General features: G+C 74.3%; 19 protein-coding genes. 13 read left to right on the top strand and 6 right to left on the bottom strand.

Annotated features, from left to right (window positions below; all coding sequences use genetic code 11):
- The first annotated feature begins 1 nt into the window (after position 1).
- The 4 genes from AMK25_RS20435 to AMK25_RS20420 all read left to right on the top strand — a co-directional run bounded on the left by AMK25_RS20435 (position 2) and on the right by AMK25_RS20420 (position 6,597).
- A complete protein-coding gene (locus AMK25_RS20435; protein ID WP_073830071.1) occupies positions 2-3,283 on the top strand; it encodes a right-handed parallel beta-helix repeat-containing protein in 3,282 nt (1,093 codons plus the stop codon).
- A gap of 53 nt (positions 3,284-3,336) precedes the next feature.
- The gene (locus tag AMK25_RS20430; protein ID WP_370013514.1) at positions 3,337-3,636 is read left to right on the top strand and encodes a YbaB/EbfC family nucleoid-associated protein; all 300 of its coding nucleotides are present in this window, start codon (positions 3,337-3,339) and stop codon (positions 3,634-3,636) included.
- Between the two features lie 119 nt (positions 3,637-3,755).
- Positions 3,756-4,391 carry a helix-turn-helix transcriptional regulator gene (locus tag AMK25_RS20425; protein WP_184685237.1) on the top strand — a complete coding sequence of 212 codons (636 nt, stop codon included), beginning with the start codon at positions 3,756-3,758 and terminating at the stop codon, positions 4,389-4,391.
- A gap of 1 nt (position 4,392) precedes the next feature.
- Positions 4,393-6,597, top strand: coding sequence for a hypothetical protein (locus AMK25_RS20420; protein WP_073829913.1), 2,205 nt, complete (start codon positions 4,393-4,395; stop codon positions 6,595-6,597).
- Between the two features lie 131 nt (positions 6,598-6,728).
- Here the strand turns inward: AMK25_RS20420 and AMK25_RS20415 are convergent, their stop codons facing one another.
- From AMK25_RS20415 to AMK25_RS20400, 4 genes are all read right to left on the bottom strand, one after another.
- Positions 6,729-8,756, bottom strand: coding sequence for a BTAD domain-containing putative transcriptional regulator (locus AMK25_RS20415; RefSeq protein ID WP_073830069.1), 2,028 nt, complete (start codon positions 8,754-8,756; stop codon positions 6,729-6,731).
- Entirely contained in the window at positions 8,753-10,942 is a 2,190-nt protein-coding gene (locus AMK25_RS20410; protein WP_073829912.1) for a BTAD domain-containing putative transcriptional regulator, read from the bottom strand. Before AMK25_RS20410 ends, AMK25_RS20415 begins: the two co-directional genes overlap by 4 nt.
- 287 nt (positions 10,943-11,229) lie before the next feature.
- Positions 11,230-12,465, bottom strand: coding sequence for a cellulose binding domain-containing protein (locus tag AMK25_RS20405; protein ID WP_073829911.1), 1,236 nt, complete (start codon positions 12,463-12,465; stop codon positions 11,230-11,232).
- Between the two features lie 181 nt (positions 12,466-12,646).
- A complete protein-coding gene (locus AMK25_RS20400) occupies positions 12,647-13,360 on the bottom strand; it encodes a Clp protease N-terminal domain-containing protein (RefSeq protein ID WP_073829910.1) in 714 nt (237 codons plus the stop codon).
- Positions 13,361-13,585: 225 nt separating this feature from the next.
- Here AMK25_RS20400 and AMK25_RS20395 point away from each other — a divergent pair, with 225 nt between their 5' ends.
- Genes AMK25_RS20395 through AMK25_RS20365 form a run of 7 tightly spaced genes read left to right on the top strand, consistent with a single transcriptional unit; the run spans position 13,586 to position 19,450 of the window.
- On the top strand, positions 13,586-14,305 hold the full coding sequence (locus AMK25_RS20395; RefSeq protein ID WP_073829909.1) for a class II aldolase/adducin family protein: 720 nt from the start codon (positions 13,586-13,588) through the stop codon (positions 14,303-14,305).
- Positions 14,302-15,276: an ABC transporter substrate-binding protein gene (locus tag AMK25_RS20390; protein ID WP_073829908.1), complete on the top strand. Its 975-nt coding sequence runs from the start codon at positions 14,302-14,304 to the stop codon at positions 15,274-15,276. The genes AMK25_RS20395 and AMK25_RS20390 overlap by 4 nt, the downstream gene beginning before the upstream one ends.
- On the top strand, positions 15,273-16,034 hold the full coding sequence (locus AMK25_RS20385) for an ABC transporter permease (RefSeq protein WP_073829907.1): 762 nt from the start codon (positions 15,273-15,275) through the stop codon (positions 16,032-16,034). Before AMK25_RS20390 ends, AMK25_RS20385 begins: the two co-directional genes overlap by 4 nt.
- Positions 16,031-16,795, top strand: coding sequence for an ABC transporter permease (locus AMK25_RS20380; protein WP_073829906.1), 765 nt, complete (start codon positions 16,031-16,033; stop codon positions 16,793-16,795). The genes AMK25_RS20385 and AMK25_RS20380 overlap by 4 nt, the downstream gene beginning before the upstream one ends.
- Positions 16,792-17,607, top strand: coding sequence for an ABC transporter ATP-binding protein (locus tag AMK25_RS20375; protein WP_073829905.1), 816 nt, complete (start codon positions 16,792-16,794; stop codon positions 17,605-17,607). The genes AMK25_RS20380 and AMK25_RS20375 overlap by 4 nt, the downstream gene beginning before the upstream one ends.
- Positions 17,604-18,521, top strand: a complete 918-nt coding sequence (locus tag AMK25_RS20370; RefSeq protein ID WP_073829904.1) for an MBL fold metallo-hydrolase — start codon at positions 17,604-17,606, stop codon at positions 18,519-18,521. Before AMK25_RS20375 ends, AMK25_RS20370 begins: the two co-directional genes overlap by 4 nt.
- Complete coding sequence (locus AMK25_RS20365) at positions 18,521-19,450, top strand: amidohydrolase family protein (protein ID WP_073829903.1); 930 nt, start codon at positions 18,521-18,523, stop codon at positions 19,448-19,450. The genes AMK25_RS20370 and AMK25_RS20365 overlap by 1 nt, the downstream gene beginning before the upstream one ends.
- Positions 19,451-19,458: 8 nt before the next feature.
- On the opposite strand, the gene AMK25_RS20360 is transcribed toward AMK25_RS20365, so the two are convergent.
- Positions 19,459-20,022 carry a DM13 domain-containing protein gene (locus AMK25_RS20360; protein WP_073829902.1) on the bottom strand — a complete coding sequence of 188 codons (564 nt, stop codon included), beginning with the start codon at positions 20,020-20,022 and terminating at the stop codon, positions 19,459-19,461.
- 102 nt (positions 20,023-20,124) lie between these two features.
- Between AMK25_RS20360 and AMK25_RS20355 the strand changes: the two genes are divergently transcribed.
- Complete coding sequence (locus tag AMK25_RS20355) at positions 20,125-20,820, top strand: response regulator transcription factor (protein WP_073829901.1); 696 nt, start codon at positions 20,125-20,127, stop codon at positions 20,818-20,820.
- Positions 20,817-21,839 (top strand): sensor histidine kinase, encoded by a 1,023-nt coding sequence (locus AMK25_RS20350; protein ID WP_073829900.1) that lies wholly within the window; start codon positions 20,817-20,819, stop codon positions 21,837-21,839. Before AMK25_RS20355 ends, AMK25_RS20350 begins: the two co-directional genes overlap by 4 nt.
- Before the next feature lie 17 nt (positions 21,840-21,856).
- Here the strand turns inward: AMK25_RS20350 and abc-f are convergent, their stop codons facing one another.
- The gene (gene abc-f, locus AMK25_RS20345; protein WP_073830068.1) at positions 21,857-23,494 is read right to left on the bottom strand and encodes a ribosomal protection-like ABC-F family protein; all 1,638 of its coding nucleotides are present in this window, start codon (positions 23,492-23,494) and stop codon (positions 21,857-21,859) included.
- Positions 23,495-23,571: the final 77 nt, after the last annotated feature.

The following is a 23,571-nucleotide window of genomic DNA, read 5'->3' as shown; positions in this document are numbered from 1 at the left end:
CGTGAGTCGGCAGGTTCTCGTGGTGGGAGACCGCAAGGCGGGCTCCTATCCGACCATCGGCTCGGCGCTGTCCCGGGCCGAGCCCGGCGCCACCATCAACGTCCACCCCGGCCGGTACGTCGAGAAGCTGGTGGTCGGCGACCGGGTGACGATCAGCGCGGTCCAGCCCGGCACCGTCGAGGTGCACGTGGAGGAGGGCAGCGTCCTCGTCGTCCGCGGTGAGGGCGCCCAGTTGCGCGGCATCACGCTGGGCAGCGCCGACGCCACGCTGGCCGCCGTCGACGTGTACGCGGGCGAGGTGGCGCTGGACGACTGCCGGGTCAGCGGCGCCTCCTGGGTCACGCTGCTGGCGCGTATGCAGGGCAGTGTGGCCCTGCGCGGCTGCGACGTGACCAGCTCGGCCGGCGCGGGCGTGGTGGTGATGTCGGCCGGGTCCAGCACGATCGAGGACACTGTCGTCCACGACGTCGCCACGAGCAGCGTCGTGGCGGGGGAGAGCAGCGCCCTGACCCTGCGCCGCTGCCGCCTGCGGACGGCCGGCGCGAACAGCGTCTGCGTGGGCGGCGACGCCCGGCTCACCGTCGAGCAGTGCGAGATCGCCGGGGCGGGCAAGCCGGCTCTCGTGGTCGAGCAGCGCGCCTGGGCCCGCATCCGCGGCCTGACCGTCACCGGAAGCGGAAACGTCGACGTCTTCGTCCGTGGCGAGGCCGACGTGCAGATCAGCGACTCGACGTTCACCGGCGCCGCGGTGCAGTCGGCGCACATCGCCGAGGGCGCGTCGCCGTCGTTCCGGAACTGCACGTTCGGCGGGGCCGGGCACACCGCCGTGCAGGTGCTCGGCGCCGGGCGGCCGACCTTCACCGACTGCACCGTCCTGGACTCGCCGGTCGGCGTCGCGGTCAGCGGCGGCGCTCCGCGTTTCCTCGGGCTGACGGTCCGGGGCACGCGGGAGCACGTCGCCGTGCTCACCGGTGAGTCGACTGTCGTCATGCAGCGGCTGCGAGCCGAGATCACCGCGGGCGCCGGGCTGCTGGTCCAGGACGGGGCCTCGCTGGAGGGCGCCGACCTGGCCGTCGACGCCGGGGACGCGTCCGCGCTCACGCTGACCGGCCCCGCGCGGGCCGTCGTGCGGGAGGCCCGCTTCACCGGTACGGGGGCCGCCTGCGTGCGGGTGGGCCCCGGCGCCGACCTGACGCTGCGCGCGGCCCTGCTGCGGGGCTCCGGCGTACTCGTCGAGGGTGCTCTCCAGTTGGGCGACAGCGAGATCGCCGACGCGGCCCGGGACGGCCTGCGGGTGACCGGCTCGGCGACAGTCACCCAGGTCCGGGTGCGCGACGCCCGGGCGGACGGTGTGGTCTTCGAGGCGGGGTCCCGCGGGTCCGTCACCGACGGCGAGGTGCTCGGCAGCGGCGCGGCCGGCATCGGCGTGGACACCGAGGAGCCGATCGCGCTCACCCGCTGCGTGGTGCGCGACAGCGGCGGCGAGGACGTGCGCCGGGCGCCCGGCGCCACGGTGACCGCCGAGGCGCTGACGGTGGGCCGTCAGCAGGCCACGCCGCCGCCGGTCCCCGGCCCGGTGCCCGTCCCGCCGGCCGGCGACGGCGGTACGGCGGAGGAGAGCGGCGGCGACGAGCTGAGCGAGCCGTTGCGCGAGTTGAACGGGCTGATCGGTCTGCGCGGGGTGAAGCAGGAGGTCACCGCGCTGATCAACCTGATCAAGATGTCGCAGGTGCGGCTCCAGATGGGCCTGCCGATGCCGCCGATGAGCCGGCACCTGGTCTTCGCCGGTCCGCCCGGTACGGGCAAGACCACAGTGGCCCGCCTCTACGGCTCCGTGCTCAAGGAACTGGGGATCCTGTCCAAGGGCCACATGGTGGAGGCGGCGCGGGCCGACCTGGTGGGCCAGTACATCGGCTCCACCGCGATCAAGACCACCGAGCTGGTGACCAAGGCGCTCGGCGGCGTGCTGTTCATCGACGAGGCGTACACGCTGTCCAGCGGCTCGGGCGGCTCGGGCCCGGACTTCGGCCAGGAGGCCATCGACGCGCTGATGAAGATGATGGAGGACCACCGCGACGAACTGGTGGTCATCGTGGCCGGGTACTCCGAGCTGATGGAGCAGTTCCTCGCCTCCAACCCCGGTATGGCGTCCCGCTTCACGCGCACCATCGAGTTCCCGAACTACTCGGTCGAGGAGCTCGTCACCATCACCTCGAACCTGGTCAGCAAGCACTACTACGAGCTGACCGACGACGCGGTGGACGCGCTGACCGCGTACTTCACCCGGGTGCCGAGGAACGCGACGTTCGGCAACGGCCGGGTCGCCCGCAAGCTGTTCGAGGCGCTGATCAACAACCAGGCGTCCCGGCTGGCGGCCAACCCGCCGACGAAGGACAACGAGCTGAACCGGCTCACCGCCGCCGATGTCGAGCCCGAGCTGGCGCTGCTGGAGGACCTGCCGGTCGAGCCCGGTGAGCAGCCCGACGCGGCGACCGACCCCACCGGCGCCATAAACGCGGCCCGTAGCTGGAAGCGGATCTGCGGGCTGGTCGGCGGGCAGCGGGTGAAGGAGGCGGCCGGGCAGACGCTGTTGCGGCTCTGCGAGGGACGCAACCGCCGGCGCGGCCCCGGCCGTACCGGAAACGTGCTGATCGGCGGCGTGGCCGGCAGCGGCCGGAGCGAGTACGCCCGGCTCTACGCGGCCTGCCTGTCCGAGCTGGGCCTGGTGCCGGTCGGCCAGCTGGTGCGGGTGAGCACGCGCCGGGAGCTGGCGCCGCAGTGGCCCGGCCAGGCGGCCAGCCTGGTGGCCGCGGTCCTCGACGACGCGGCCGGGGGTGTGCTCCAGCTCGACTACGCCGACGACGGGTCCGGTGCGGCGCCGGAGATCGCCGAGGCGCTCGTCACGCAGATGCGCTCCCGGCTCGGCGACCCGGTGGTGGTGCTGACCGGCGAGGAGCCGGCGCTGGCGAGCCTGCGGGCCGCGGTGCCCGCGGTGAACGAGGTGTTCGGCCAGCAGTGGTCGGTGCCCGAGTTCAGCACCGACGAGCTGGCCGAGATCGTGCTGCGGCATCTGGTGCGGCGGGGCCACGAAGTCCCGGACGACGTCCGGGAGGCGCTGGCCCGGATGGCCGGTCAGCTGCCCGAGCGCACCGTCCACGCCGCACACCAGTTCTCGCTCACCCTGACCCGCCGCACCGGCTCCCGCACGCTCGCGCTCGCCGACCTGGCCGCGCCGCCGCCCCCGGTCGGCGAGCGTCTCGGTGGCCTGGCCGCCGTCGGCTGACCACCCGCCCCACGCAGACAGAAAGGCCCGGCATGCAGCCCGAATCCAAGCCGATCCCACCCTCGTTCCAGGAGTTCATGGCGAACGCGCAGCGGCTCGAGGACCAGATGCGCGCCGCGCAGACGGAGCTGGAGAAGGCGATCGTCACCGGCCGTTCCCAGGACGCGACGGTCGTGGTGATGGCCAGTGGCCTGGGCAAGGTCCAGGCCGTCCGGGTCGACCCCCGGGTATACGAGCAGCGTGACGCGGCGTCACTTCAAGCGGCGATCATGGAGGCGATCCAGGCCGCCGCCGCTAACGCCGGGAAGCTCGCCACGGAGAAGATGGGTCCCGTCGAAATCAATCTTCACTGACTGAAAAAAGTCTGACCAGCGCTTACGTGCACATCTTCACGGGTTGCCGCGTCCTGCGGCGCCACTGTGGAGATTTCCTGAAGGAGTCTCCACGAGACTGTCAGCCCCTACTGACAGTGATGGAGATGGCTGTGGAGCAAGTTGCCGTCTTTGTGCACGCGCCGGACCCGCTGACCCACACCGGGCTGACCGCCCACCTCCGGTCGCGGTCGGACGTCACGCTGCTGGACAGCGCGGACCGGACCCGCGCGCAGGTGCTGATCGTCGCGGCGGACCGCCTCACCACCGACGTGATCGCCATGCTGCGCCTCGCCGCGACCGAGATCGGCGCGCCCGTCGTGCTGGTCACCACCGACATCAGCGAGCAGGAACTGCTGACCGCTGTGGAGTGCCGGGTGGTGGCGGTCCTGCCACGGGCGGCGGTCACCGCCGAACGCCTCGCGCACAGCGTGCTGGCGGCGGCCTCCGGCGGCGGGGTGCTGCCCCCGAACCTGGTGGGCGAACTGCTCAAGCACATCGAACGGCTCCAGCGCGACGTGCTCAACCCGAACGGGCTGAACGCCTCGGGCCTCACCGCGCGCGAGATCGACGTGCTCCGGTTGATGGCCGAGGGCTTCGACACCAACGAGATCGCCGACGAGCTGCGCTACTCCGAACGTACGGTGAAGAACGTCATCTACGGCCTCAACCACCGCCTGAAGCTGCGCAACCGCTCACACGCGGTCGCCTACGCCCTGCGCTCCGGCATGATCTGAGGTGATCACCCGCCACACCGTCGGGAACGCTCTGGTGCTGCATCCCCGGGAGCGGATCAGCCCGGAGGCCCGTACGGTCGCGCTGTCGGTGGACCCGGATCCGGACAACGACATCGTGATCCTCGACCTGCAGCACGAGCTGCCCTTCGACGTCTGGGACACGGTCGCGACCGAGTTGCGCCGGCAGCGCCTGCGCCGGGGCATCCGGCTGGTGGTCTGCGGGGCGCGCCCCGAGACCGGGGCGCTCGCCGGCCAGTGGCTCTCCGACCGGCTGGGCCGGCCGGTGATCGCGCCGTTCGGGCGGATGATCCCGGGCGCCGCCGGGCTGCTCTTCGTGCACGGCACGGACCTCGGCGGCTGGGTCTGCTACCGGCGCGGCCGGGCCCCGGCCTGGCAGTCGAAGCGCTATCCGGCGCCGGCCTGGGACGGGGCCGCCACCGACCATCTCACCATCAGCTCCACCTGCGCCGTGGAGCCGCTGCCGGGTGGCGTCTGGCTGCGGGAGAGCCGCGACGACGCCGCGATCGCCGGGCACGGCAGCCGCCTGACCTCGGCCATGGCGTGCCTGCCGCACGCGATGCCGGTCCTGGTGGGCTGTCCCGGCACGGCCCCGCTGCGGCTCGACGACGTCGCCCGGTTCTGGCGTGGGCTCGCGCCGGAGGGCCGCGAGCACGCCCGCTTCATCCAGTACGGTCCGGTCGCGCTGCCCGACGGCGAGCAGTTCGGTCAGGCGCTCGCCGACGTCCTGGGCTGCTCGGTACGGGTCTTCACCGGGGTGCCCACCGGCCGGCCGGACGACCCGGCCATGTTCACCGTCACCGCCGACGGCGGGCCCGGCTGGCAGGTGTTCGCGCAGGAACTGGCGTACGGTCCCCGGGCGGCGCTCGGGGCGGCGGTGACGCCGCGCATCCTCAGCCACCGCGCGCCACCGGAACTCGGCGAGCCGGTCGGCCCCGGCGTCTACCAGTACGCCCACGACGCGGTGGTCGAGGTGATCCCGTCCGGCCTCTGGCTGCGTGGCCCGCAGCCGTCGCGTGACGCCGACCGGATCCGCGCCGTCCCGCTGGACCCGGCACAGGCCCGGCTGGTCGTGGACGACCCGGCGCCGGCGGTGGCCGACCGCCACCGGGAACTGGCCGGCGACCTCGCCGCGCGGCTCGACCCGGCCACCCGCGGGCGTACGGCGGTGCGGCCGTCCTCGCTCGTGGCGCCCGCGCGCCCGCTCGCCCCGGCGTCCGCGACGCGCCGGCACGCGCCGGATCAGGTCCCCGTGCCCCCGGTTCCCGCCCCGCCGCCGGTCGACCTCACCGTGCCCGGTCCGGTCGCCGCGCCGGTGGCCGCCGAGGTGGCCCTCCCCGCCGTGGCCGGGGCGGGCGGCGGTGGCGTGACCTGGGCGAGCGCTCCGACGATGGCGCTGCCGGTGCACCGCGCCACGGCGGCCCCCGCCCGCTTCCAGCGCACCCCCGTCGACGAGGCGCGGGGCGTGCGCCCCGGTCCCGACCTGGACGAGGAGCGGGCCTGGTTCCGCCGCGCGTTCCGGCGCCAGATCGCCGCGCTCGCCGCCGACGTCGCCCGCGTGCTCGCGGCGAACCCGGCGCTGCCGGACGGCGCGGACGCGGTGGAGTACGCGACAGCGGTCCGCCTCTACCTCACCGCCGCTGGGGACGGCGTCGACCAGGCGCTGCGGTCGGCCGAGCCGGGTGGGCACGTGCCGTTCGCCAGGTGCGTGGCCGCCGGGACGCGCCCGCTGCCCGTGCACACCGGCGTCACGTACGCCACCGCCGCCGTGGCCACGGCGGACCTGCGCCGGATCGCCCAGCGCCGGGTGCTGACCGACTGGGGGTTCACCAACGCGCTCGCCGAACCGCCGGCCGACCTGCCGGGCGACGTCGAGGTGCTGATCTGGTCGGCCACCGGGCGGCGCACGGGCGCGCTGGAGACCGGCGACGGCGTACCCGGCCGCGTCCTCTTCCTGCCCGGCACGGCTTTCGCGGTGCTCCACGTGCGGGAGCCGGCCGCCGGTGCTCGCGGCCGGCTGCTGCTGCGTGAGCTGGCCGCCGGCGACGCGACGGCCGACGAGCGGGCGCGGCACGACGCCCTGGCCCTCGCCGCCCTGGACCGGCACGTCGCGGGCGGCGCCGGCCCGGGTACGCCGGTCCCGCCGGCCGCGGCGCGCCGCTTCGTCGGCGTGCCCGGGCTGCGCTGAGCCGCCACCCGCGCGCACCGCTACCCTCGCCCGTCGCCGGCCGGGCAGGCCGCTGTCCGGGCACACCGCTGTCCGGGCACGCCGCCGCCACCCGCGCGGCGCTGCGCGGGCGTGCCGGGCGGCGTTGCGCGCTACCCGCCGAGGCCGTCCAGGAGGGCCGCGATCGTCTCCCGCTGTTCCGGCGGGCACCGGCCGCTCGCCAGGGCCCGGCGGAACAGCTCGCGGGCCGGCTCCGGCGCCTGCCGGGATACCTCGTCGCCGTGCGCGACCAGCCAGCCCACCTGCCAGGCGTCGACCTCGGGTGGCCCGGCGAGGAGGTGTTCGGCGACTCGGACGGCGGCGCTGCCGTTGTCCGCGAGCGCCTGCGCCGCGTACCTGTGCAGGGTCGGCCGCAGCGCGGCGGGGATGCTCCCGGCGAGCGCCCGCCGCAGCACCGGCTGCCGGAACGCCAGTTCGCTGCCCGCGCCCACGAGGACGGTCGCGGCAACCGCCTCCTCCAGGTCGGCCATCAGGTCGAACGGCGTCCGCCCGGTGACCGCGGCGAGGTCGGCGACGGCGAACTCGTCGCCGAGCAGGGCCGCGTACCGCAGTGCCTCCCGGGTGCCGGGGGAGAGGTGGTCGAGGCTGGCCCGCACGGTGTCCACAAGTGAGCGCGGCATGCCGTCGGCCCGCGCGTCGACCTCGGCGAACCCGTCGACCACCCGGACCCCGTCCTCCGCCACCAGACCGCTCACCAGCTCCCGCGCGTACAGCGGGTTGCCCCCGGTCAACGGCGCCAGCGACCGCAGCGTGGCGCCGGGCGGGACGCCCACCGCCGTGCCGAAGATCTGCTCGATGTCCGACCGCGGCAGGGGAGCGAGCCGCATCAGGTGCCCGTCGCGTGTCGCCACGCCCCGCCGCAGCCGGGCCAGGTCGCGGCGGCTGGGCTCGGGCCGGGTCGTCGCGACGAGCAGCAGCGGCAGCCACCGGGTCAGCGCGGCCAGCCGTTCCCAGGCCAGCAGGCTCGCCTCGTCGGCCCACTGGAGGCGCTCGACGGCCAGCACCAGCGGGCCGGTGGCGGTCAGCTGACGGACGTGCGCGAGCACCCGGTCGACGGCGGAGTCCGGGTCGTCGTGCGGCGCCGCCTCCTCGCCCAGCGCCGCGCGCATCACGTGCAGCGGGATGCGGCTGCTCAGTTCCTCGGCGACGCCGTGCACGACCCGCAGGCCGAGGGCACGCGCCTCGTGCAGCGCCGTGTCCAGCAGCGCGGACTTGCCGATGCCGGGCTCGCCCTCGATCCACACGATCGCGCTGCGTCCCGCGCGCGCCTCACCGAGCAGGCCGCGCAGCAGCGCCAGCTCGCCGTCGCGTCCGACGAGGCGGCGACCCCCCCTTACGGCCGGCCGGGCGACCACGGCGGCGGCCGGGGTCGTGGGCGGCCCCGACTCGGTGAGAATCCGGCTCTGCAGCTCACGCATCGCCGTGCCGGGCTCGACGCCCAGTTCGTCGGCCAGCACCCGGCGCGCCGCGTGGTAGACGTCGAGCGCCTCGGTGCCGCGACCGGCCCGGTGCAACGCGCGCATCAGCAACTCGTGGAACGGCTCGTGCAGCGGGTGGTCGCGGACCAGGGCGGTCAGGTCGGCGATCGGGCTCTCGTCGCATCCACCGTCGAGGATCAGCCGGGCCCGCCGCTCCGCCGCGGCGATCCGCAGCTCCGCCAGGCGGTGCCGGTCGAGCTCCGCGAACAGCGCGGCCACGTTGGCGTACGCGTCGCCCTGCCACAGCGCGAGCGCCTCGTCGAGCAGCGCCACGGCCTCGCCGGGCCGGCCCGCGGCGGCCGGCGCCTCGGCCGCCTCGCACAGCGACACGAACCGGTCGGCGTCGAGCGCGCCCGGGTCGAGGCGCAGCGTGTAACCGGCCCGGCCGGACAGCAGCCGTCCGCCGGCCCGGCCCAGGCTGCGCCGCAGGCCGGAGACGTACGTGTAGACGTTGCCCGCCGCGGCGCCGGGCGCGGAGCCACCCCACAGCGCCCGGATCAGCTCGCCACGGGTGACCGGCCGGTTGGCGTTCGCGGCGAGCATCGCGAACAGGGCACGCCGCCGGGCCGGTCCCAGGTCGATCTCGGCTTCGCCGTTCCAGGCGCGTACCGGCCCCAGAACGTCGACCCGCAGTTGCGTCACGAGCGGCCGACGACCGCCGGCCCGGCGCTGCGGGGCGGGCTGTCGGAGGCGGCGATCCGGCTCATCTCGGCGCACGTCGCGGCGTCCGCGGTGTGCGCCGACACCCAGGTCGCCTCGGCCCGGGCCGGAAGGCCGCAGCGGTGCAGCACCCGGGCCAGCTGCGCGGTGAGCACCTCGCGGGACGACGCGGAGAGGCCGGGCGAGGCGACGGCGTGCCGCAGCACCGCGATGGCGGGCGCGGGGGCGGCGTCGCTCAGCTGCGCGGCGTGGGCGGTCAGCCAACCCTGCACCCAGGCGTCGACCGGCACAGGCCCGGCCAGCAGCTGGCCGGCGACCCGGCCGAGGTCGCCGCCGGCCTCGGCGATCCGCTGCGCGAACTGCCTGTGCATCAGCACCCGCAGCGCGGTCGGGATCGCGCCGCGCAGCACCCGGCGGATCACCGGGTGCCGGAACCGCAGGCGACGGCCGTCCTCGACGAGCACCCCGGCGGCGAGCGCCTCCTCCACGGCCGGGACGAGCTGCGGCGCCGACCTGCCGGTGACCGCGGCGAGGTCGGTGACCAGGTAGTTGTTTCCCAGGAACGCGATCGCCCGCAGCAGCTGCCGGGTGTCGTCGGCAAGCGGTTGCAGGTGCCGGTTGACGGCTTCGGTCAGCTCGGGCCCGGGCGTGTCGGCGGTCCGGCCGTCGCGGTCGGCGAGCACGAGCTGGCGGAGGTAGAACGGATTGCCGGCGGCGGCCGCGACGAGCGCGCGTACGGTGCCCGCGCCCGGGCCGGGCGGACGGGCCCAGGAACGCGCCAGCCGGGTCGCCGTGTCGTCGTCCAGCGGCCCGAGTTCGACGAGCGCGGTGCCGTTGCGGGGCAGCACCCTGCGCAGGAGACGCACCTCGTACCCGGCGGGCACCGGGCGGCAGGCGGAGACGAGCAGCAACGGCAGCCGCCCGGTGAGGTTGTGCAGCGCGTGCCAGACCAGCAGCGACATGTCGTCGGCCCACTGGAGGTCGTCCAGGACCAGCAGCAGTGGCCGCTCGGCGCAGCGCGCCACCACGAACCGCTGGACCGTGTCGACGACAGTCATGGTCGGTGGCGCCCCGCCGGAGCAGGCGTGCAGCGAGGCGGGCAGGCCGCCGTCGTCGCCCAGCGACAGGCACTCCAGCACGATGCTCAGCGGCATCCGGTACGCCAGCTCGTCGCCGACGCCCCAGCCGACCTGGACGCCGAGCGGCGCCGCGTCGCGCAGCCCTTCGGCGAGCAGCGCCGACTTGCCGATGCCCGCCTCACCGCTGATCCAGACGCTGCCCCCGCGCCCGGCCGTGAGCGCGGTGACCGCCTGCCGCAGCCGGGCCAGCGCAGCCGTACGCCCCTGGAAGCCGGGGTGCGGGGGCGGCGCCGGGCTGTGTCCGCGCGTCACCGTGGGATTCGTGCCGAGTATCTGTTCGTGGATCCGGCGGACGGCGGCGCCGGGCTCGGTGCCCGACTCCTCCACCAGACGGTCCCGCAGCGTGGCGTAGAGCGCGCGGGCGTCGGCGGTGCGGCCCTGCGCGGCGAGCGCCCGCATGGTCACCGCGTACAGGCTCTCCCGGCCGGGGTGGCGGTCGGCGAGCGCGAGCAGGCGGTCGACGACCTCGGCGGCGCGCCCGAGGCCCAGCAGCAACTCCGCCCGCCGCTCCACCGACGTCAGGTACAGCTCGCCGAGCCGGATCCGCTGGCTGGCCGCCCGGGGTCCGGGGACGCCCACCAGCGCCTCGTCGCCCCGCCACTGGGCGAGCGCGGCGTCGAGCGCGGCCAGCTCGCCGGCCACGTCACCGGCGGCGCGCGGCGTGCGGGCGCGTTCGCGCAGCCGCTCGAAACGGTGGACGTCGACGGTGTCCGCCGCGACGTGCAGGCGGTAACTGCCACCCTCGGACGTGAGCACGCCGCCGGAGGACCAGCGGCCGCGATCGGGTTCGAGCACCCGGCGCAGCGCGGAGACGTACGTGTAGAGGTTGCCCTGCGCGCTGGCCGGCGGCCGGTCGCCCCAGACGGCGGCGATCAGCTCGTCCTTGGACAGGCCCCGCTGCGGGCTGAGGGCCAGCGCGGTGAAGACGGCCCGGCGCTGGGCCGACCGCATCGTCAGTTCCTGCCCGGCGAACGTGACCCGGAGGGGGCCCAGCAAGCGGATGTCGAAGCCACTGCACTGTGCCGTCATGCCGTCCTCGTGGTGACCCTGTCCCGGTGACAACCATCCGGGCGGAACCCTAGCTCACCCATCCACTATGTCAACTTCGTCGGCATGGCCGGAAGCCTTACGGCACATGGCCTTCCGGTGCGCCGACCGGCCGGCGAAGGCCCCTGCCGATCGCGCTAGCAGGGGCCTTCCGGCGGCGGGCTCGCACCGGCCGCGACGGCGGCCCGGCGACCGCCCGGCGTCCGGCGAGACGTTCCTCACCTGCCGGAGGGCCGGTCGCGGCCGGTCGCCGCCGTGTCAGTCGTGTCTCAGCTTCCGGCGCACGTGACGGTGGCGCCGCTGCCGTTGCCGGCGCCCTGGAATCCGAAGGTGGTGCTCTGGCCCGCGCCGACTCGCCCGTTGTAGCTCTGGTTCGCCACGGTGACGGTGCCGCTGGTTCCGCTGGGCACGCCGTTCCACAGCGAGCTGATCGATGCTCCGCCCGGCAGGGTGAGCGTCACGCGCCAACCGGTCAGCGCCGTGTTGCCGGCGGTGACGGTGACGGTGGCGACGAACCCGCCGTTCCACTGGTCCTGGACCACGTAGGCGGCCGAACAGGACGGGCCGCCGCCGGGCGGCGGCGTGGTGGGCGGGGGAGTCGTGGGTGGCGGCGTCGTGGGCGGAGGGGTGGTGGGCGGCGGCGTGGTGGGCGGCGGGTCGCCGTCGAGCGTCAGGTTCTTCTGCTGGACCGTCCACTGGGTACGGCACAGGCCGCAGTCCGGGCCGACGAAGTTGGCTCCGGCGCTCACGTCGCCCTTCAGGCGCCATTTCAGGTAGAGCACCGCCACCCGGCCGAACTCGCCGCCGTTGGGCTGGTCGTAGGTGCCGCCGTGCCCGACGTTGAGGTTGCCCATGAACGCGGGCAGCCCGGACGGCAGCTTGCCCCAGTCGTCCATGGCGTTGGGGTAGGCGATGTCGCTGGGCCCGCCGACGAAGTAGGCGATGGGCTTGGTCAGCCTGCGCAACTGGTAGTCGTCGGCGTCGTTGAGCAGCCCGCTGCTGAAGATGCCGGTCGTGGTGACGCGCGGGTCGTTGGAGACGGCGTACGCCTCCAGGCCGCCGCAGGAGAAGCCGGCGACGGCGATCTTCGTGGTGTCGAGCCGGTTGTAGTACTTGCTGCCCGACCGGGAGTTCTCCGCCACCGCCCAGTCGATGGACTGGGTGAGCATCTGGGCGTTTGTGGAGCCGGAGCCGTTCGGCGCGCCGTTGGCGATGGCGAGGAAGCCGTGGGAGGCGATCTCGCGGAGGAAGTTGCCCTGGGACAGGCCGTTGGCCGAGCACGCGCCGTTGCCCCACACCAGGACGGGTAGGCGTTCGGACGGGAGTGTCTGGGGCCGGAAGATGGTGTGGTTGGCCAGGGTGGACGAGGTTTCGTAGTCGGCGGGGTAGGGGCCGGAGCCGCCGATCGCGGCGCCGGCGGGCGTCGCGCCGAACGCCATGATCACGGAAGCGGCCGAAACGACGGCGGCCGCCAGCCCCGCGTAGATGCTCGATCTCCTTCTCATCGGTCCTCCAGCGACTGACGCGACGGCGTCCTTGGTGGTGACGGTGTGCGGTTACTATCACCGTGGTAACGAAAAGTGTCAATGTAACGTCCGCTGGGTGGACGCGACTTCGCGCTGGTCGGAGGTCCGAGGTGACGCCTCGGTAGAGCGATGCGAAACCGGCCCACCTCTGCGTCGGGCGTCAGGCGTCGGTCGCGTCGAGCCGCTTCTGCAGCCGGTCGAGCCGGTCGAGGACGTCGTGCATCATCACGCGCAGGACCGTCGTGTCGGCGTCGCGTCCGGGCAGCATCCGCCCGAACGCGACGCCGTGGTAGAGGGCGGAGAGCGCGGCGGGCGTGACGACAGCTGTCACCCCGGTGCGGCGCAGCGCGTCGCCCGCCTCGCCGTCGTCGCGCAACAGCCCGAGCAACAGGTGGCTGCCGGTGGTGACGGCCGAGGCGTGCGCGGTGGCCTGCTCGGCGGCGGCCGCCAGCACCGCCAGGGCGGCCGGCGACGTGACGGGATCGGTCGGTGTCGCCGTGGCGGCGGGGGTCTCGCCCAGGGCCGCGCGGATCGTGGCGGCGGGGAAGCCCAGCAGTTCGACGGTGTTCAGCACCAGGCTCTCGCCCTCGTCGAGGAAGGCCCGCAGCAGGTGGACCGGCTCCACCGTGCCCGCGCCGGAGGCGGACGCGAGGGCGTACGCCTGGTGCAGGATCGCCGCCACGTGGTGGTTGGCGGGCGGGGTCAGGGTGAGCCCGGCGGGCAGCGTCCGGGTGGTGGGTGTCTCGTGAGTCGCGCCCACGGCGCCGTCCAGCGCCTGGGTCAGCGCGGTCTGGCAGATCCGGGAGACCGGCAGCCGGGCGTCGCGGACGCGGTCGGCGAGGGCGTCGGGCAGATAAACGTTGACCTTGGGCACCTGACCGATCCTGTCACGCGAGAGCTGAGCAGGTCACCCCTTGATCGCCTACATTTCCTAGGGTTATAGTAGGGTTATGCCCGCGCTGCTGACCACCCGACGAGCCCTCGACCAGGGCCGTACCTCCAGCGCGCTCTGTTGCCGCTGAGCCCTACCGGCTCGCTTCGCACACGTCGCCTCGTCGTGCCCCCTGGGCACGGCCGACTCCTTAAGGCCCGACACGCCATGACTCAGCACGACCCTGTCCAGAAAGCCCGCGCCGACCTGACCGCCGGCATCAACAAGCTCTTCGCCGCCTCGGCCATGTCGGCCAGCGGACACGGCAACATCAGCGTCCGGATCCCCGGCCACGACGACCGCCTGCTCGTCAACGCCGGCGAGCTGCTGCGCCCGTGGCCCGCCGACGACCTGCGGGTCGCGGCGCCCGCGCTGCGCACCGTCAACGACGACGTCGTCGTGGTCGGCCTCGACGGGACCGTCCACGAGGGAACTCCCAGCCCGTCGGTGGCCGCGATCCTGAAGATGCACATCGGCGTCTACCAGGCCCGGCCCGACGTCAACGCCGTCATCCACACCCATTCGCCGTACGCCACCAGCTACGCCCTCGCCGGTGTGTCGCTGCCGGCCCGGTACGAGGCCCTGCTGGTGCACGGCCAGCCGGTCGACATCCCGGTCGCGCCGTGGGCGCCCCGCGGCACCGAGGAGGCGGTGCGGTCGATCGCCGAGACGTTCGCGGCGCACCCCCGCACGTACGCGATCCTGCTCGGCAACCACGGCCTGCTCGTCGCCGGCGACTCCGCCCGGCACGCCGCGAGCCTCGTCGTGGCGATCGAGGAGGCGGCCGTCTCCAGCATCGGCGCGGAGCCGCTCGGCGGCCCGGTGCCGTTCCCCGACCACGTTCACGACCTCGACCTGCGCCTGCGCTTTGAGGAGCCGACCGCATGACCACCCGTAGCCGCCGGATCGCCGGCGCCCTCGCCGCCGTCCTGCTCACCACGTCGCTCGCCGCCTGCGGTCAGGACGACGCGCCCGCCGCGGCGAGTGCCGACGGCCTCACCACCGTCCGGCTCGCCTCGTCGCCGCTGGGCCACCTCGCGCCCATCTACCTGGCCCAGGAGCGGGGCACCTTCGCCAAGCACGGCCTCAAGGTCGAGGTCGACACCGAGACCTCCGACCTGACCTCCGTGCCGGCCGTGCTGGCCGGCAAGGTCGACTTCGCCACCGGCGACCTCACCACGCTGATCGTGGCCCGGTCCAAGGGCCTCGACGTCAAGGCCGTGGTGCCGGCGTCCGCGTCCACCGGCAAGGAGGGTGCCGACTACGGCGCCCTGGTGGTCAAGGGCGACTCCGGCATCACCAGCGCCAAGCAGCTCGAAGGCAAGACCGTCTCGGTCAACGTCCTTACCAACATCGCCGCCGCGGCGGCCCGCGAGGCGGTCCGCGCCGACGGCGGCGACCCGGCGAAGGTCAAGCTCGTCGAGATCCCGTTCCCGCAGGCGCCCGCCGCGGTCAGCACGGGCCGGGTGGACGGCGCCTGGGTGGTCGAGCCGTTCCTGTCGGCGGCCAAGGCGCAGGGCGCGGTGCCGGTCGGCTGGGGCTTCACCGACCTGGCGCCCGACCTCACGGTCTCCGCCTGGTACGCGGCCGGCTCCTACACCTCGAAGAACGCGAAGATCGTCACCGCGTTCCGGGACGCGGTGCGGGAGGCGTACGCGTACGCCCGCGACCACGAGGACGAGGTGCGCGCGAAGATCCCCACGTTCACCGAGATCAAGCCGGAGGTGGCCGCGAAGATCACCCTGACCGGCCTGCGTGACGAGGTCAGCCGGCAGGCGGCCGAGAAGCTCGCCGGCTACGCCCAGCGCGACGGGCTCATCACCACCACACCCGACCTCGACGAACTGATCCTCAAGTGAGAAGGGGGTGGCTCGGCGCCGTGGGCCTGGCGGGCGCGGCTACGGGCTACGAGATCCTCGCCCGCCTGTTCTTCGACCCGGCGTACGTGCCGCCGCTGAGTGCCGTGGTTCCCGAGGCGCTGCGCCTGCTCATCGGGGAACGGTTCTGGACGGCGACCGGTCGTACGCTGACGGCGGTGGCGATCGGCCTGGTCATCGCGCTGCTCGCCGGCATCCTGGCCGGGTTCGCGCTCGGCTCGGTGCCGCAGGTGCGCCGGGCCACCTCCTCCACTCTCGACTTCCTGCGGCCGGTCCCGTCGATCGTGCTCATCCCGGTGCTGGTGCTCGTGCTCGACGTCCGGCAGATCACGGTGCTGCTGGTCGCCGTGTCGTGCTTCTGGATAGTCGTGTTCCAGGTGCTCTACGGCCTGCGCGACGTGGACCGGGTGGCGGTCGAGACCGCCCGCGCCTTCCGGCTCGGCCGGCTGGCCCGGATCGTGCACGTCACCTGGCCCACGGTGCTGCCGTACCTGGGCACGGCGCTGCGCCTGATCGTCTCGGTCGCGCTGGCGCTGGCCCTGACCGGTGGGCTGGTGATGGGCGCCGCCGGGCTCGGCGAGATGATCTGGAGCAGCCAGGAGTCCGGCGAGTCCACGGGCATGTACGCGCTGGTGCTGCTCACCGGCGGGCTCGGCATCGGCCTCGACCAGCTCGCCCGGCTGGCCGAACGGCGGCTGCTGCACTGGCACGTGGCGACCCGCCGGGAGGCCCCGGCATGAAGGCCCTCGGCTACGCGCTCGGCCTGCCCGCGGCGCTCGTGGCCGCCTGGTGGGTGGCCAGCGACGGCAGCACCAACGTGTTCCTGCCGCCGCTGCGCACGATCGTCGAGGCGTTCCGGGACGTGTGGTTCTCCGACACGTTCGTCCGCGACGTGGTGCCCAGTCTGTGGCGCCTCGCCGCCGGCTACACGATCGCGCTCGCCGCGGGCGTCGTCCTCGGCTTCGTGATCGGGCGGTGGGCGGTGCCGCGCGCGCTGACCGGCCCGCTGCTGGCGTACTTCCGGGTGCTGCCCGCCCCGGTGCTGATCCCGGTGCTGCTGGTGGCGGTCGGCATCGGCGACACGACCAAGCTGGTCGTCATCACTGTGGGCGCGGTCTGGCCGATCCTGCTCAACACCGCCGACGGCGTCCGCGCCGCCGACGAGGTCGGGCTGGAGACCGCCGCGGCGTACCGGCTGCCGCGCCGCACCCGGCACCTGCTGGTGCTGCGCGGCGCGAGCCCGCAGATCTTCGCCGGCGCCCGGCAGGCCCTCGGCCTGTCGATCATCCTGATGGTGGTCAGCGAGATGCTGATGAGCACCGACGGGCTGGGCTTCACAGTGGTGCAGTTCCAGCGCAGCTTCGCCATCCCGCAGATGTGGAGCGGGGTGCTGCTGATCGGCCTGCTCGGGTTCGGGCTCGCCAAACTCTTCGAGCTCGTCGAGCGACGCGCGTTGCGCTGGCATCGCGGCCACACCGGACAACTCACGGAGCGACCATGACCTCCCTGCTCGAGATCGCCGGGATCGGCAAGACCTACCGGGCCCGGGAACGCACCGTCGAGGTGCTGACCGCGATCGACCTGACCGTGTCCGAGGGCGAGTTCGTCGCGCTCGTCGGCCCGTCCGGCTGCGGCAAGACCACCCTGCTCAAGATCGTCGCCGGGCTGCTTCCGGCCACGGCGGGACAGGTCCGGTTCGGCGGCCGTCCGGTCACCGAACCGCCGCCCGGCCTCGGCGTCGTCTTCCAGGAGTACGGCCGCAGCCTGTACGCCTGGAAGACGGTCCGGCAGAACGTCGAGCTGCCGCTGCGGCACCTGGACCTGAGCCGGGCGCGGCGGCGGGAACTCGTCGCCGACGCGCTCGACGCGGTCGGACTCGGCGCGGCCGGCGACGCGTACCCCTGGCAGCTCTCCGGCGGCATGCAGCAGCGCGTCGCGATCGCCCGCGCGGTCGCCTACCGGCCCCGGCTGCTGCTGATGGACGAGCCGTTCTCCGCCGTCGACGCGCAGACCCGCGCCGACCTGGAGGACCTGGTGGCCGCGCTGTGGAAGCGGTACGGCATGACCATCGTCTTCGTCACCCACGACATCGACGAGGCGGTCTACCTCAGCCAGCGTGTCGTGGTGCTCGGCACCGGCGTCTCCGGCGTCCAGGCCGACATCCCGATCGACCTGCCCGCCGACCGGGAACAGATCGGCACCCGTTCCTCCGCCCGCTTCGGCGAGCTGCGCACCCGAGTGTGGACGCAGGTCCGCCGTACCCCCGACGGCGAGCCGGACGCTCGCCGCGCACCCGAGAGCGAGATGGTATGAGCAACGCCCGCTGGACCGACACCGGCGGCGGCGAGGGCCCGCTGTGGTCCTTCCGAGTCGGTGAGGTCGAGGTCTTCCCGATCCGCGAGGTCGACTACTTCGTGGACCCGGCCGAGTTCTTCCCGCAGCTGGCGACCGAGTCGTGGACCGACGGCGCGTTCTACACCCGGGAACCGTTCACCCACGACGGCCGGATCCTGCTCAACCAGGAGGCCCACCTGCTGCGCACGCCCGACCGGCTGATCCTGGTCGACGCGGGCGGCGGCAACGGCAAGCCGCGCAACGGTGGCGTGTTCGACCGGGCGGACCGGCCGTTCCTGGAACAGTTCGCCCGCGCCGGGGTGTCGCTCGGCGACATCGACACCGTCGTCTTCACCCACCTGCACGTCGACCACGTCGGTTTCGCCACCAGCGCGGACGGCCGCGGCGGCTGGGAGCCGACCTTCCCGAACGCCCGGTACCTGGTGGTCCGGGAAGAGTTCGACTGGTGGACCGGCCCGGACGGCGCACGAGCGATGCAACGGACCGGCGACTACATCGCCGACAGCATCCTGCCGCTGCGCGACGCCGGAGTGCTCGACCTGATCGAGGCCGACCACGTGCTGTCCCCGCAGGTGCACCTGGTGCCGGCGTTCGGCCACACGCCGGGCAACGTCTACCTGGTCGTCGAGTCGGCCGGGCAGCGGGCGCTGTTCGCCGGCGACATGCTGCACCACGGCGTCCAACTGGAACGGCCGGAGTGGAGCATCCGCTACTGCGTGGTGCCGGGCGACTCCGCCGACCAGCGCCGCCGGCTGCTCGAACGGGCCGCCGACTCGGGTGACCTGCTCGTGCCGGCGCATTTCCCGTTCCCGGCGGCCGGATACGTGCGCCGGGCCGAGCGCGGTTTCACCTACACGTTCCTCGACGTCTGATGCTCATCGCCGACTTCCACACCCACCACGCCTGTCCGGACTATCCCGCGGTGCTGCCGCACAACGCCACCGGCGTGCTCGCCGCCCGCTGGGCCGACACGGTCCGGCGGGTCGCCGACCTCGACGGCCTGCTCGCCGAGTCCGGCCGGCAAGGCGTGGACCTGCGCGTCCTCAGCGCCCCGCCGGCGATGGTCACACCGCACGGCGAACGGACGCGGCCGGACGACCAGCGGCGGCTCAACGACCATCTGGCCACAGTGGCCGCCGGGAATCCGGGCCGCCTCGCCGGGCTCGCCACGATCGACGCCTTCGGCGGCGACGCGGCCGCCGGGGAGGTGGCCCGGACCGTCCACGAGCTGGGCCTGCCGGGCATCGTCGTCGACTGCGCCGCCGCGGACGGGCGGCTGCTCGGTGACCCGGCCGCCCGTCCGACCCTGTCCGCCGCGGCCGAGCTGGGCGTGCCGGTCTTCGCGCATCCGATCAGCAGGTCCACGCTGACCGCCGAGTTCGCGGGCCTGGGCCGGCTCGGCACATCGCTGGCCCGCGGCACGACAAACGCCGCCGCGCTGCTGTCCCTGCTCACCGGCGGCGTCCTGGCCACGCTGCCCGGCCTGCACGTGGTCTTCCCGATGCTCGGGGTGGCCGGCCTGGCACTGGCCGCCGCCACGGACGAGGGCGCGTTGCTCACCGCGCCCGATCGCCGCGCCCACGTGTACGTCGACACCATGGGCTTCGCGCCGTCGGCGATCCGCTTCGCCACCGACCTGCTCGGCGCCGACCACGTGGTCGTCGGCGGGGACTGGCCGGTCGCCGAACGGGACACCACCCGGGAGCGGGTCGAGGCGGCGCTGCGCGGCGCGGGCCTCGACCCGGACGAGCGCGCCCTGGTGGCCGGCGGCAACACGTTGCGCCTGCTGGGGCGCGGCTGAGACGCCGATCAGGCCGGCGCCGATCCCGTCCCCGCCGCGGCCAGCGGGGCCGCGCCGAACGACACCGCGAACCGCTTGCACCAGATGGACACGCTGCGCAGCCCGTCCAGGTCCACCGACGCCGGGATGTCGTACGCCTGGTCGCCGATGTTGCCCTTGAGACGGCCCAGCTCCACCCAGCGGCCGTCGTCGAACACCTGCCAGCCCGCGCGGCCGGACAGCACCTTCCGGTCGGTGAGCCAGACCCGCAGGTCGGGACCGTCCGAGGTGTTCAGGCCCCGCAGCAGCAACTGGCGGCGGCCGTCGGCGAGACGGACCAGCTGCACCCGGCCGGACGTGTCGTGCTCGTGGGTGACGAAGTCACCGGCGGCGAGGACCACGTCGGCGGGCGCCCCGCCGGTGACCGGCGGGCCGCTCGTGCCGGCCGTCGGCGGCTCCGTCACCGACGGCAGCGCCTCGCGCACCTCGCGGTCGGTCACCAGCCGCCACGGCTGGAACAGGTACAGGCTCACCCCGAGGCCGGCGACGACCACGACGGCGAGCACCGACAACACCACACGTCTTCTGCCCATGTCGTGAACCGTAGGGCCGTACCCGGCCGGAGGATCTTTCCGTCCGCTTACGGCCCGACCGCGAGCCGCCGCATTGGGGTGCCGGTGGGTAGCGTCAGGCCCATGGAGCGCTACGTGCTCGTCGTCGACGACGACCGGACGGTGAGCGACGTCGTCCGCCGTTATCTCGAACAGGACGGCTACCGGGTCCGGCTGTCCTTCGACGGGGCGGACGCGCTCGTCGCGGCTGGGGAACAGCCGCCCGACCTCGTGGTCCTCGACCTGATGATGCCGGGCCTCGATGGCATCGAGGTGTGCCGTCGGCTGCGTCGCCGGCTGCCGGGACTGCCCGTCGTCATGCTCACCGCGCTCGGCGACGAGGCCGACCGGGTCGCCGGGCTGGAGGTCGGCGCGGACGACTACGTGACGAAGCCGTTCTCCCCACGGGAACTGGTGCTGCGCATCCGGTCGGTGCTGCGGCGCACGGCCCGCGACGACCGGGGACCGGCCGGGGTGCTGCGCGACGGCGACCTGACCGTCGACGCCGACCGGCGGGTCGCCGTGCGCGGCGACGACCCGCTGGCGCTGACCGTGCGGGAGTTCGACCTGCTCGCGTTCCTGCTGGCGAACCCGGGGCGCGCGTGGTCCCGGGCCGAACTGCTGGACCGCGTCTGGGGCTGGCGCTTCGGCGACCAGTCGACAGTCACCGTCCACGTCCGGCGGTTGCGGGAGAAGATCGAGGACCGTCCCGCGCGGCCGTGCCGCATCGTCACCGTGTGGGGCGTCGGCTACCGCTACGAGCCGCTGGAGTCCCGGTGAACGAGCTGCTGGTCATCGGGTTCTACGCCCTGCTGGCCGGCGCGGTCGTCGGCGCGCTCGGCGTGGGCGCGCTGCGGCTGGTGCGCCGCCGGTCGATCCTCGCGCACATCGCGGTGCTGCTCGCGGTCACGATCGCCTCGGTGACGGCGGGCGTCACCGCCGTCGCGCAGGCCATGTTCCTGTCCGCGCACGACCTGCAGGTCGTCCTCGTGACGGTCGCGGCGTCCGCGGCGGTCAGCCTCGCAGTCGGCGTGGCGTTCGCCCGCCGGCTGGCGCGTGCGGCCGTCTGGGCCGACCAGGCCCGCCAGCGGGAACGGCAGCTGGAGGCCGGCCGCCGCGAGCTGGTCGCCTGGGTCTCCCACGACCTGCGGACGCCGCTGGCCGGCCTGCGGGCGATGGCGGAGGCGCTGGAGGACCGGGTGGTCGACGACCCGGCGACGGTGGCCGAGTACCACCACCGGATCCGGGTCGAGACCGACCGGATGACGCGCCTGGTCGACGACCTGTTCGAGCTGTCCCGGATCAACGCCGGCGCGCTGCGGCCCGCACTGTCCCCGGTGCCGCTCGGCGACGTCGTGTCCGACGCGATCGCCGCCACCGCGCCGCTGGCCGCCGACCGGGGGGTGCGCGTGCTCGCCCCGGAGGCCGGATGGCCCACGGTCCGGGCCGCCGAGGCCGAACTCGCCCGCGTCGTCACGAACCTGCTCGTCAACTCGGTGCGGTACACGCCGCCGGACGGCACCGTGCGCGTCGACGCCGGGCACGACGAGGGCGACGTGTGGTTCGCCGTCTCCGACACCTGCGGCGGCATCCCCGAAGCGGACCTGCCCCGGGTGTTCGACGTGGCGTTCCGGGGGACACGGGCCCGCACACCCGCCGGCGCCGACCAGCCCGCGCCGGCCGGTGGCGGGCTGGGCCTGGCCATCGTGCGCGGCCTGGTCGAGGCGCACGGCGGGCGGGTGCACGCGCACAACGTCACCGGCGGCTGCCGGTTCGTCGTCCGCCTCCCGCCCGCCTGACCTGCCGCCGCGCCCGGTCAGGCGGCGTCCGGGGGACCGGTCTCCACCAGGCGCCCGTCGGCGAGCCGCAGCCAGCGCTCGACCCCGATCGCGGCGAGGAACCGCTCGTCGTGGCTGACCACGAGCAGCGCACCCCGGTACGCGTTGAGCGCGCTCTCCAACTGGGCGACGCTCACCAGGTCGAGGTTGTTCGTCGGCTCGTCGAGCAGCAGGAGCTGCGGCGCCGGTTCGGCGCCCAGGACGCAGGCCAGCGTCGCCCGCAGCCGCTCGCCGCCGGAGAGCACCCCGGCCGGCAGGTGCGCCCGCGGGCCGCGGAACAGGAAGCGGGCCAGCAGGTTCATCCGCTGCGCGTCCGGGGCCTGCGGCGCGAACGCGGCCAGGTTCTCCGCCACCGTACGGTCGGAGTCCAGCAGGTCGAGGCGCTGCGACAGGTACGCGATGCGGCCGTCGGCCCGGGTGATCCGGCCCTGCTCGGGTTCCAGGTCGCCGTTGATCAGGCGCAGCAGCGTGGACTTGCCCGCGCCGTTGCCGCCGAGCAGGGCGATCCGCTCCGGTCCCCGGATCGTCAGGTCGACGCCACCGGCGGCGAACAGCTGCCGGTCGCCGTACCGGATCTGCGCTCCTTCGGCGGCGAGCAGTGTGCGTCCGGCCGGCACCTCGGTGGCGGGCAGCTCCACCGAGATCTTCCGCTCGTTGCGCAGCGCCCGCTCGGCCTCGTCGAGCCGGGCCCGGGCGTCGTCGACCCGCCCGGAGTGCATCTCGTTCGCCTTGCCCGCGGCCACCTGCGCGTCCCGCTTCATGCCGCCGGCGACGATCCTCGGCAGCCCCGCGTTCTTCAGGTTGCGGGCGGCGTTGCCGGCCCGGCGGGCCGCCCGCTCGCGGGCCTCCTGCAACTCCCGCTTCTCCCGCTTGAGGTCCTGCTCGGCGTTGCGGACGTTCTTCTCCGCCACCTCCCGCGCGGCGCGCGCCGCCTCCTCGTACGCGGTGAAGTTCCCGCCGTGGAACCGCATCTCGCCGCGGTCCAGTTCGGCGATGCGGTCCATCCGGTCCAGCAGCGCCCGGTCGTGACTGACCAGCAGCAGGCAGCCGGTCCACTGCTCCAGCACGTCGTACAGCCGGTGCCGGGCGTCGAGGTCGAGGTTGTTCGTGGGCTCGTCCAGCAGCAGCACGTCGGGCTGCTTCAGCAGTTGCGCCGCCAGGCCGAGCGTGACGACCTGCCCGCCGCTGAAGGTGTCCAGCCGCCGGTCGAGCGCGAGGTCGCCGAGGCCGAGCCGGTCCAGCTCGGCGCGGGTGCGCTCCTCGATGTCCCAGTCGTTGCCGATGGTGGTGAAGTGCCGCTCGTCGGCGTCCCCGGCCTCGATGGCGTGCAGCGCCGTGATCAGCGGGGCGATCTCCAGCACCTGCGCCACTGTCAGGTCGCCGGACAGCGGCAGGCTCTGCGGGAGGTACCCGGGCACGCCGTGGACGGTGACCGACCCGGCGGCGGGCCGGAGCTCACCGGCGATCAGCTTGAGCAGGGTGCTCTTGCCGGCGCCGTTCGGCGCGACCAGGCCGGTCCGGCCCGCGCCGAGGGTGAAGGAGAGGTCCTGGAAGACCGGGGTGTCGTCCGGCCAGGAGAAGGTCAGGTTCGAGCAGACGACGAAGGAGTGTGACATCGGGAAGACAACCTCGGAGTGAGGGCAGGCGGAACGGAGCCGCCCGGCGGAGGACATGGTCTCGGGGAACGACGCGG

It is taken from the genome of Micromonospora sp. TSRI0369 (assembly GCF_001905625.1).
GTDB classification, from domain to species: Bacteria; Actinomycetota; Actinomycetes; order Mycobacteriales; family Micromonosporaceae; genus Micromonospora; species Micromonospora echinospora_A.
Note: the sequence above shows the minus strand (reverse complement) of the source record. Positions and strands in the feature narration are given on the sequence as shown.

What these genes read in the sequence shown, in the direction of transcription:
- AMK25_RS20425 (WP_184685237.1), top strand. Translation starts at nt 3,756, where the DNA reads ATGGAGATGGCTGTGGAGCAAGTTGCCGTCTTTGTGCACGCGCCGGAC.
- AMK25_RS20410 (WP_073829912.1), bottom strand. Translation starts at nt 10,942, where the DNA reads ATGACGGCACAGTGCAGTGGCTTCGACATCCGCTTGCTGGGCCCCCTC.
- AMK25_RS20405 (WP_073829911.1), bottom strand. Translation starts at nt 12,465, where the DNA reads ATGAGAAGGAGATCGAGCATCTACGCGGGGCTGGCGGCCGCCGTCGTT.
- AMK25_RS20395 (WP_073829909.1), top strand. Translation starts at nt 13,586, where the DNA reads ATGACTCAGCACGACCCTGTCCAGAAAGCCCGCGCCGACCTGACCGCC.
- AMK25_RS20390 (WP_073829908.1), top strand. Translation starts at nt 14,302, where the DNA reads ATGACCACCCGTAGCCGCCGGATCGCCGGCGCCCTCGCCGCCGTCCTG.
- AMK25_RS20380 (WP_073829906.1), top strand. Translation starts at nt 16,031, where the DNA reads ATGAAGGCCCTCGGCTACGCGCTCGGCCTGCCCGCGGCGCTCGTGGCC.
- AMK25_RS20375 (WP_073829905.1), top strand. Translation starts at nt 16,792, where the DNA reads ATGACCTCCCTGCTCGAGATCGCCGGGATCGGCAAGACCTACCGGGCC.
- AMK25_RS20370 (WP_073829904.1), top strand. Translation starts at nt 17,604, where the DNA reads ATGAGCAACGCCCGCTGGACCGACACCGGCGGCGGCGAGGGCCCGCTG.
- AMK25_RS20365 (WP_073829903.1), top strand. Translation starts at nt 18,521, where the DNA reads ATGCTCATCGCCGACTTCCACACCCACCACGCCTGTCCGGACTATCCC.
- AMK25_RS20360 (WP_073829902.1), bottom strand. Translation starts at nt 20,022, where the DNA reads ATGGGCAGAAGACGTGTGGTGTTGTCGGTGCTCGCCGTCGTGGTCGTC.
- AMK25_RS20355 (WP_073829901.1), top strand. Translation starts at nt 20,125, where the DNA reads ATGGAGCGCTACGTGCTCGTCGTCGACGACGACCGGACGGTGAGCGAC.
- abc-f (WP_073830068.1), bottom strand. Translation starts at nt 23,494, where the DNA reads ATGTCACACTCCTTCGTCGTCTGCTCGAACCTGACCTTCTCCTGGCCG.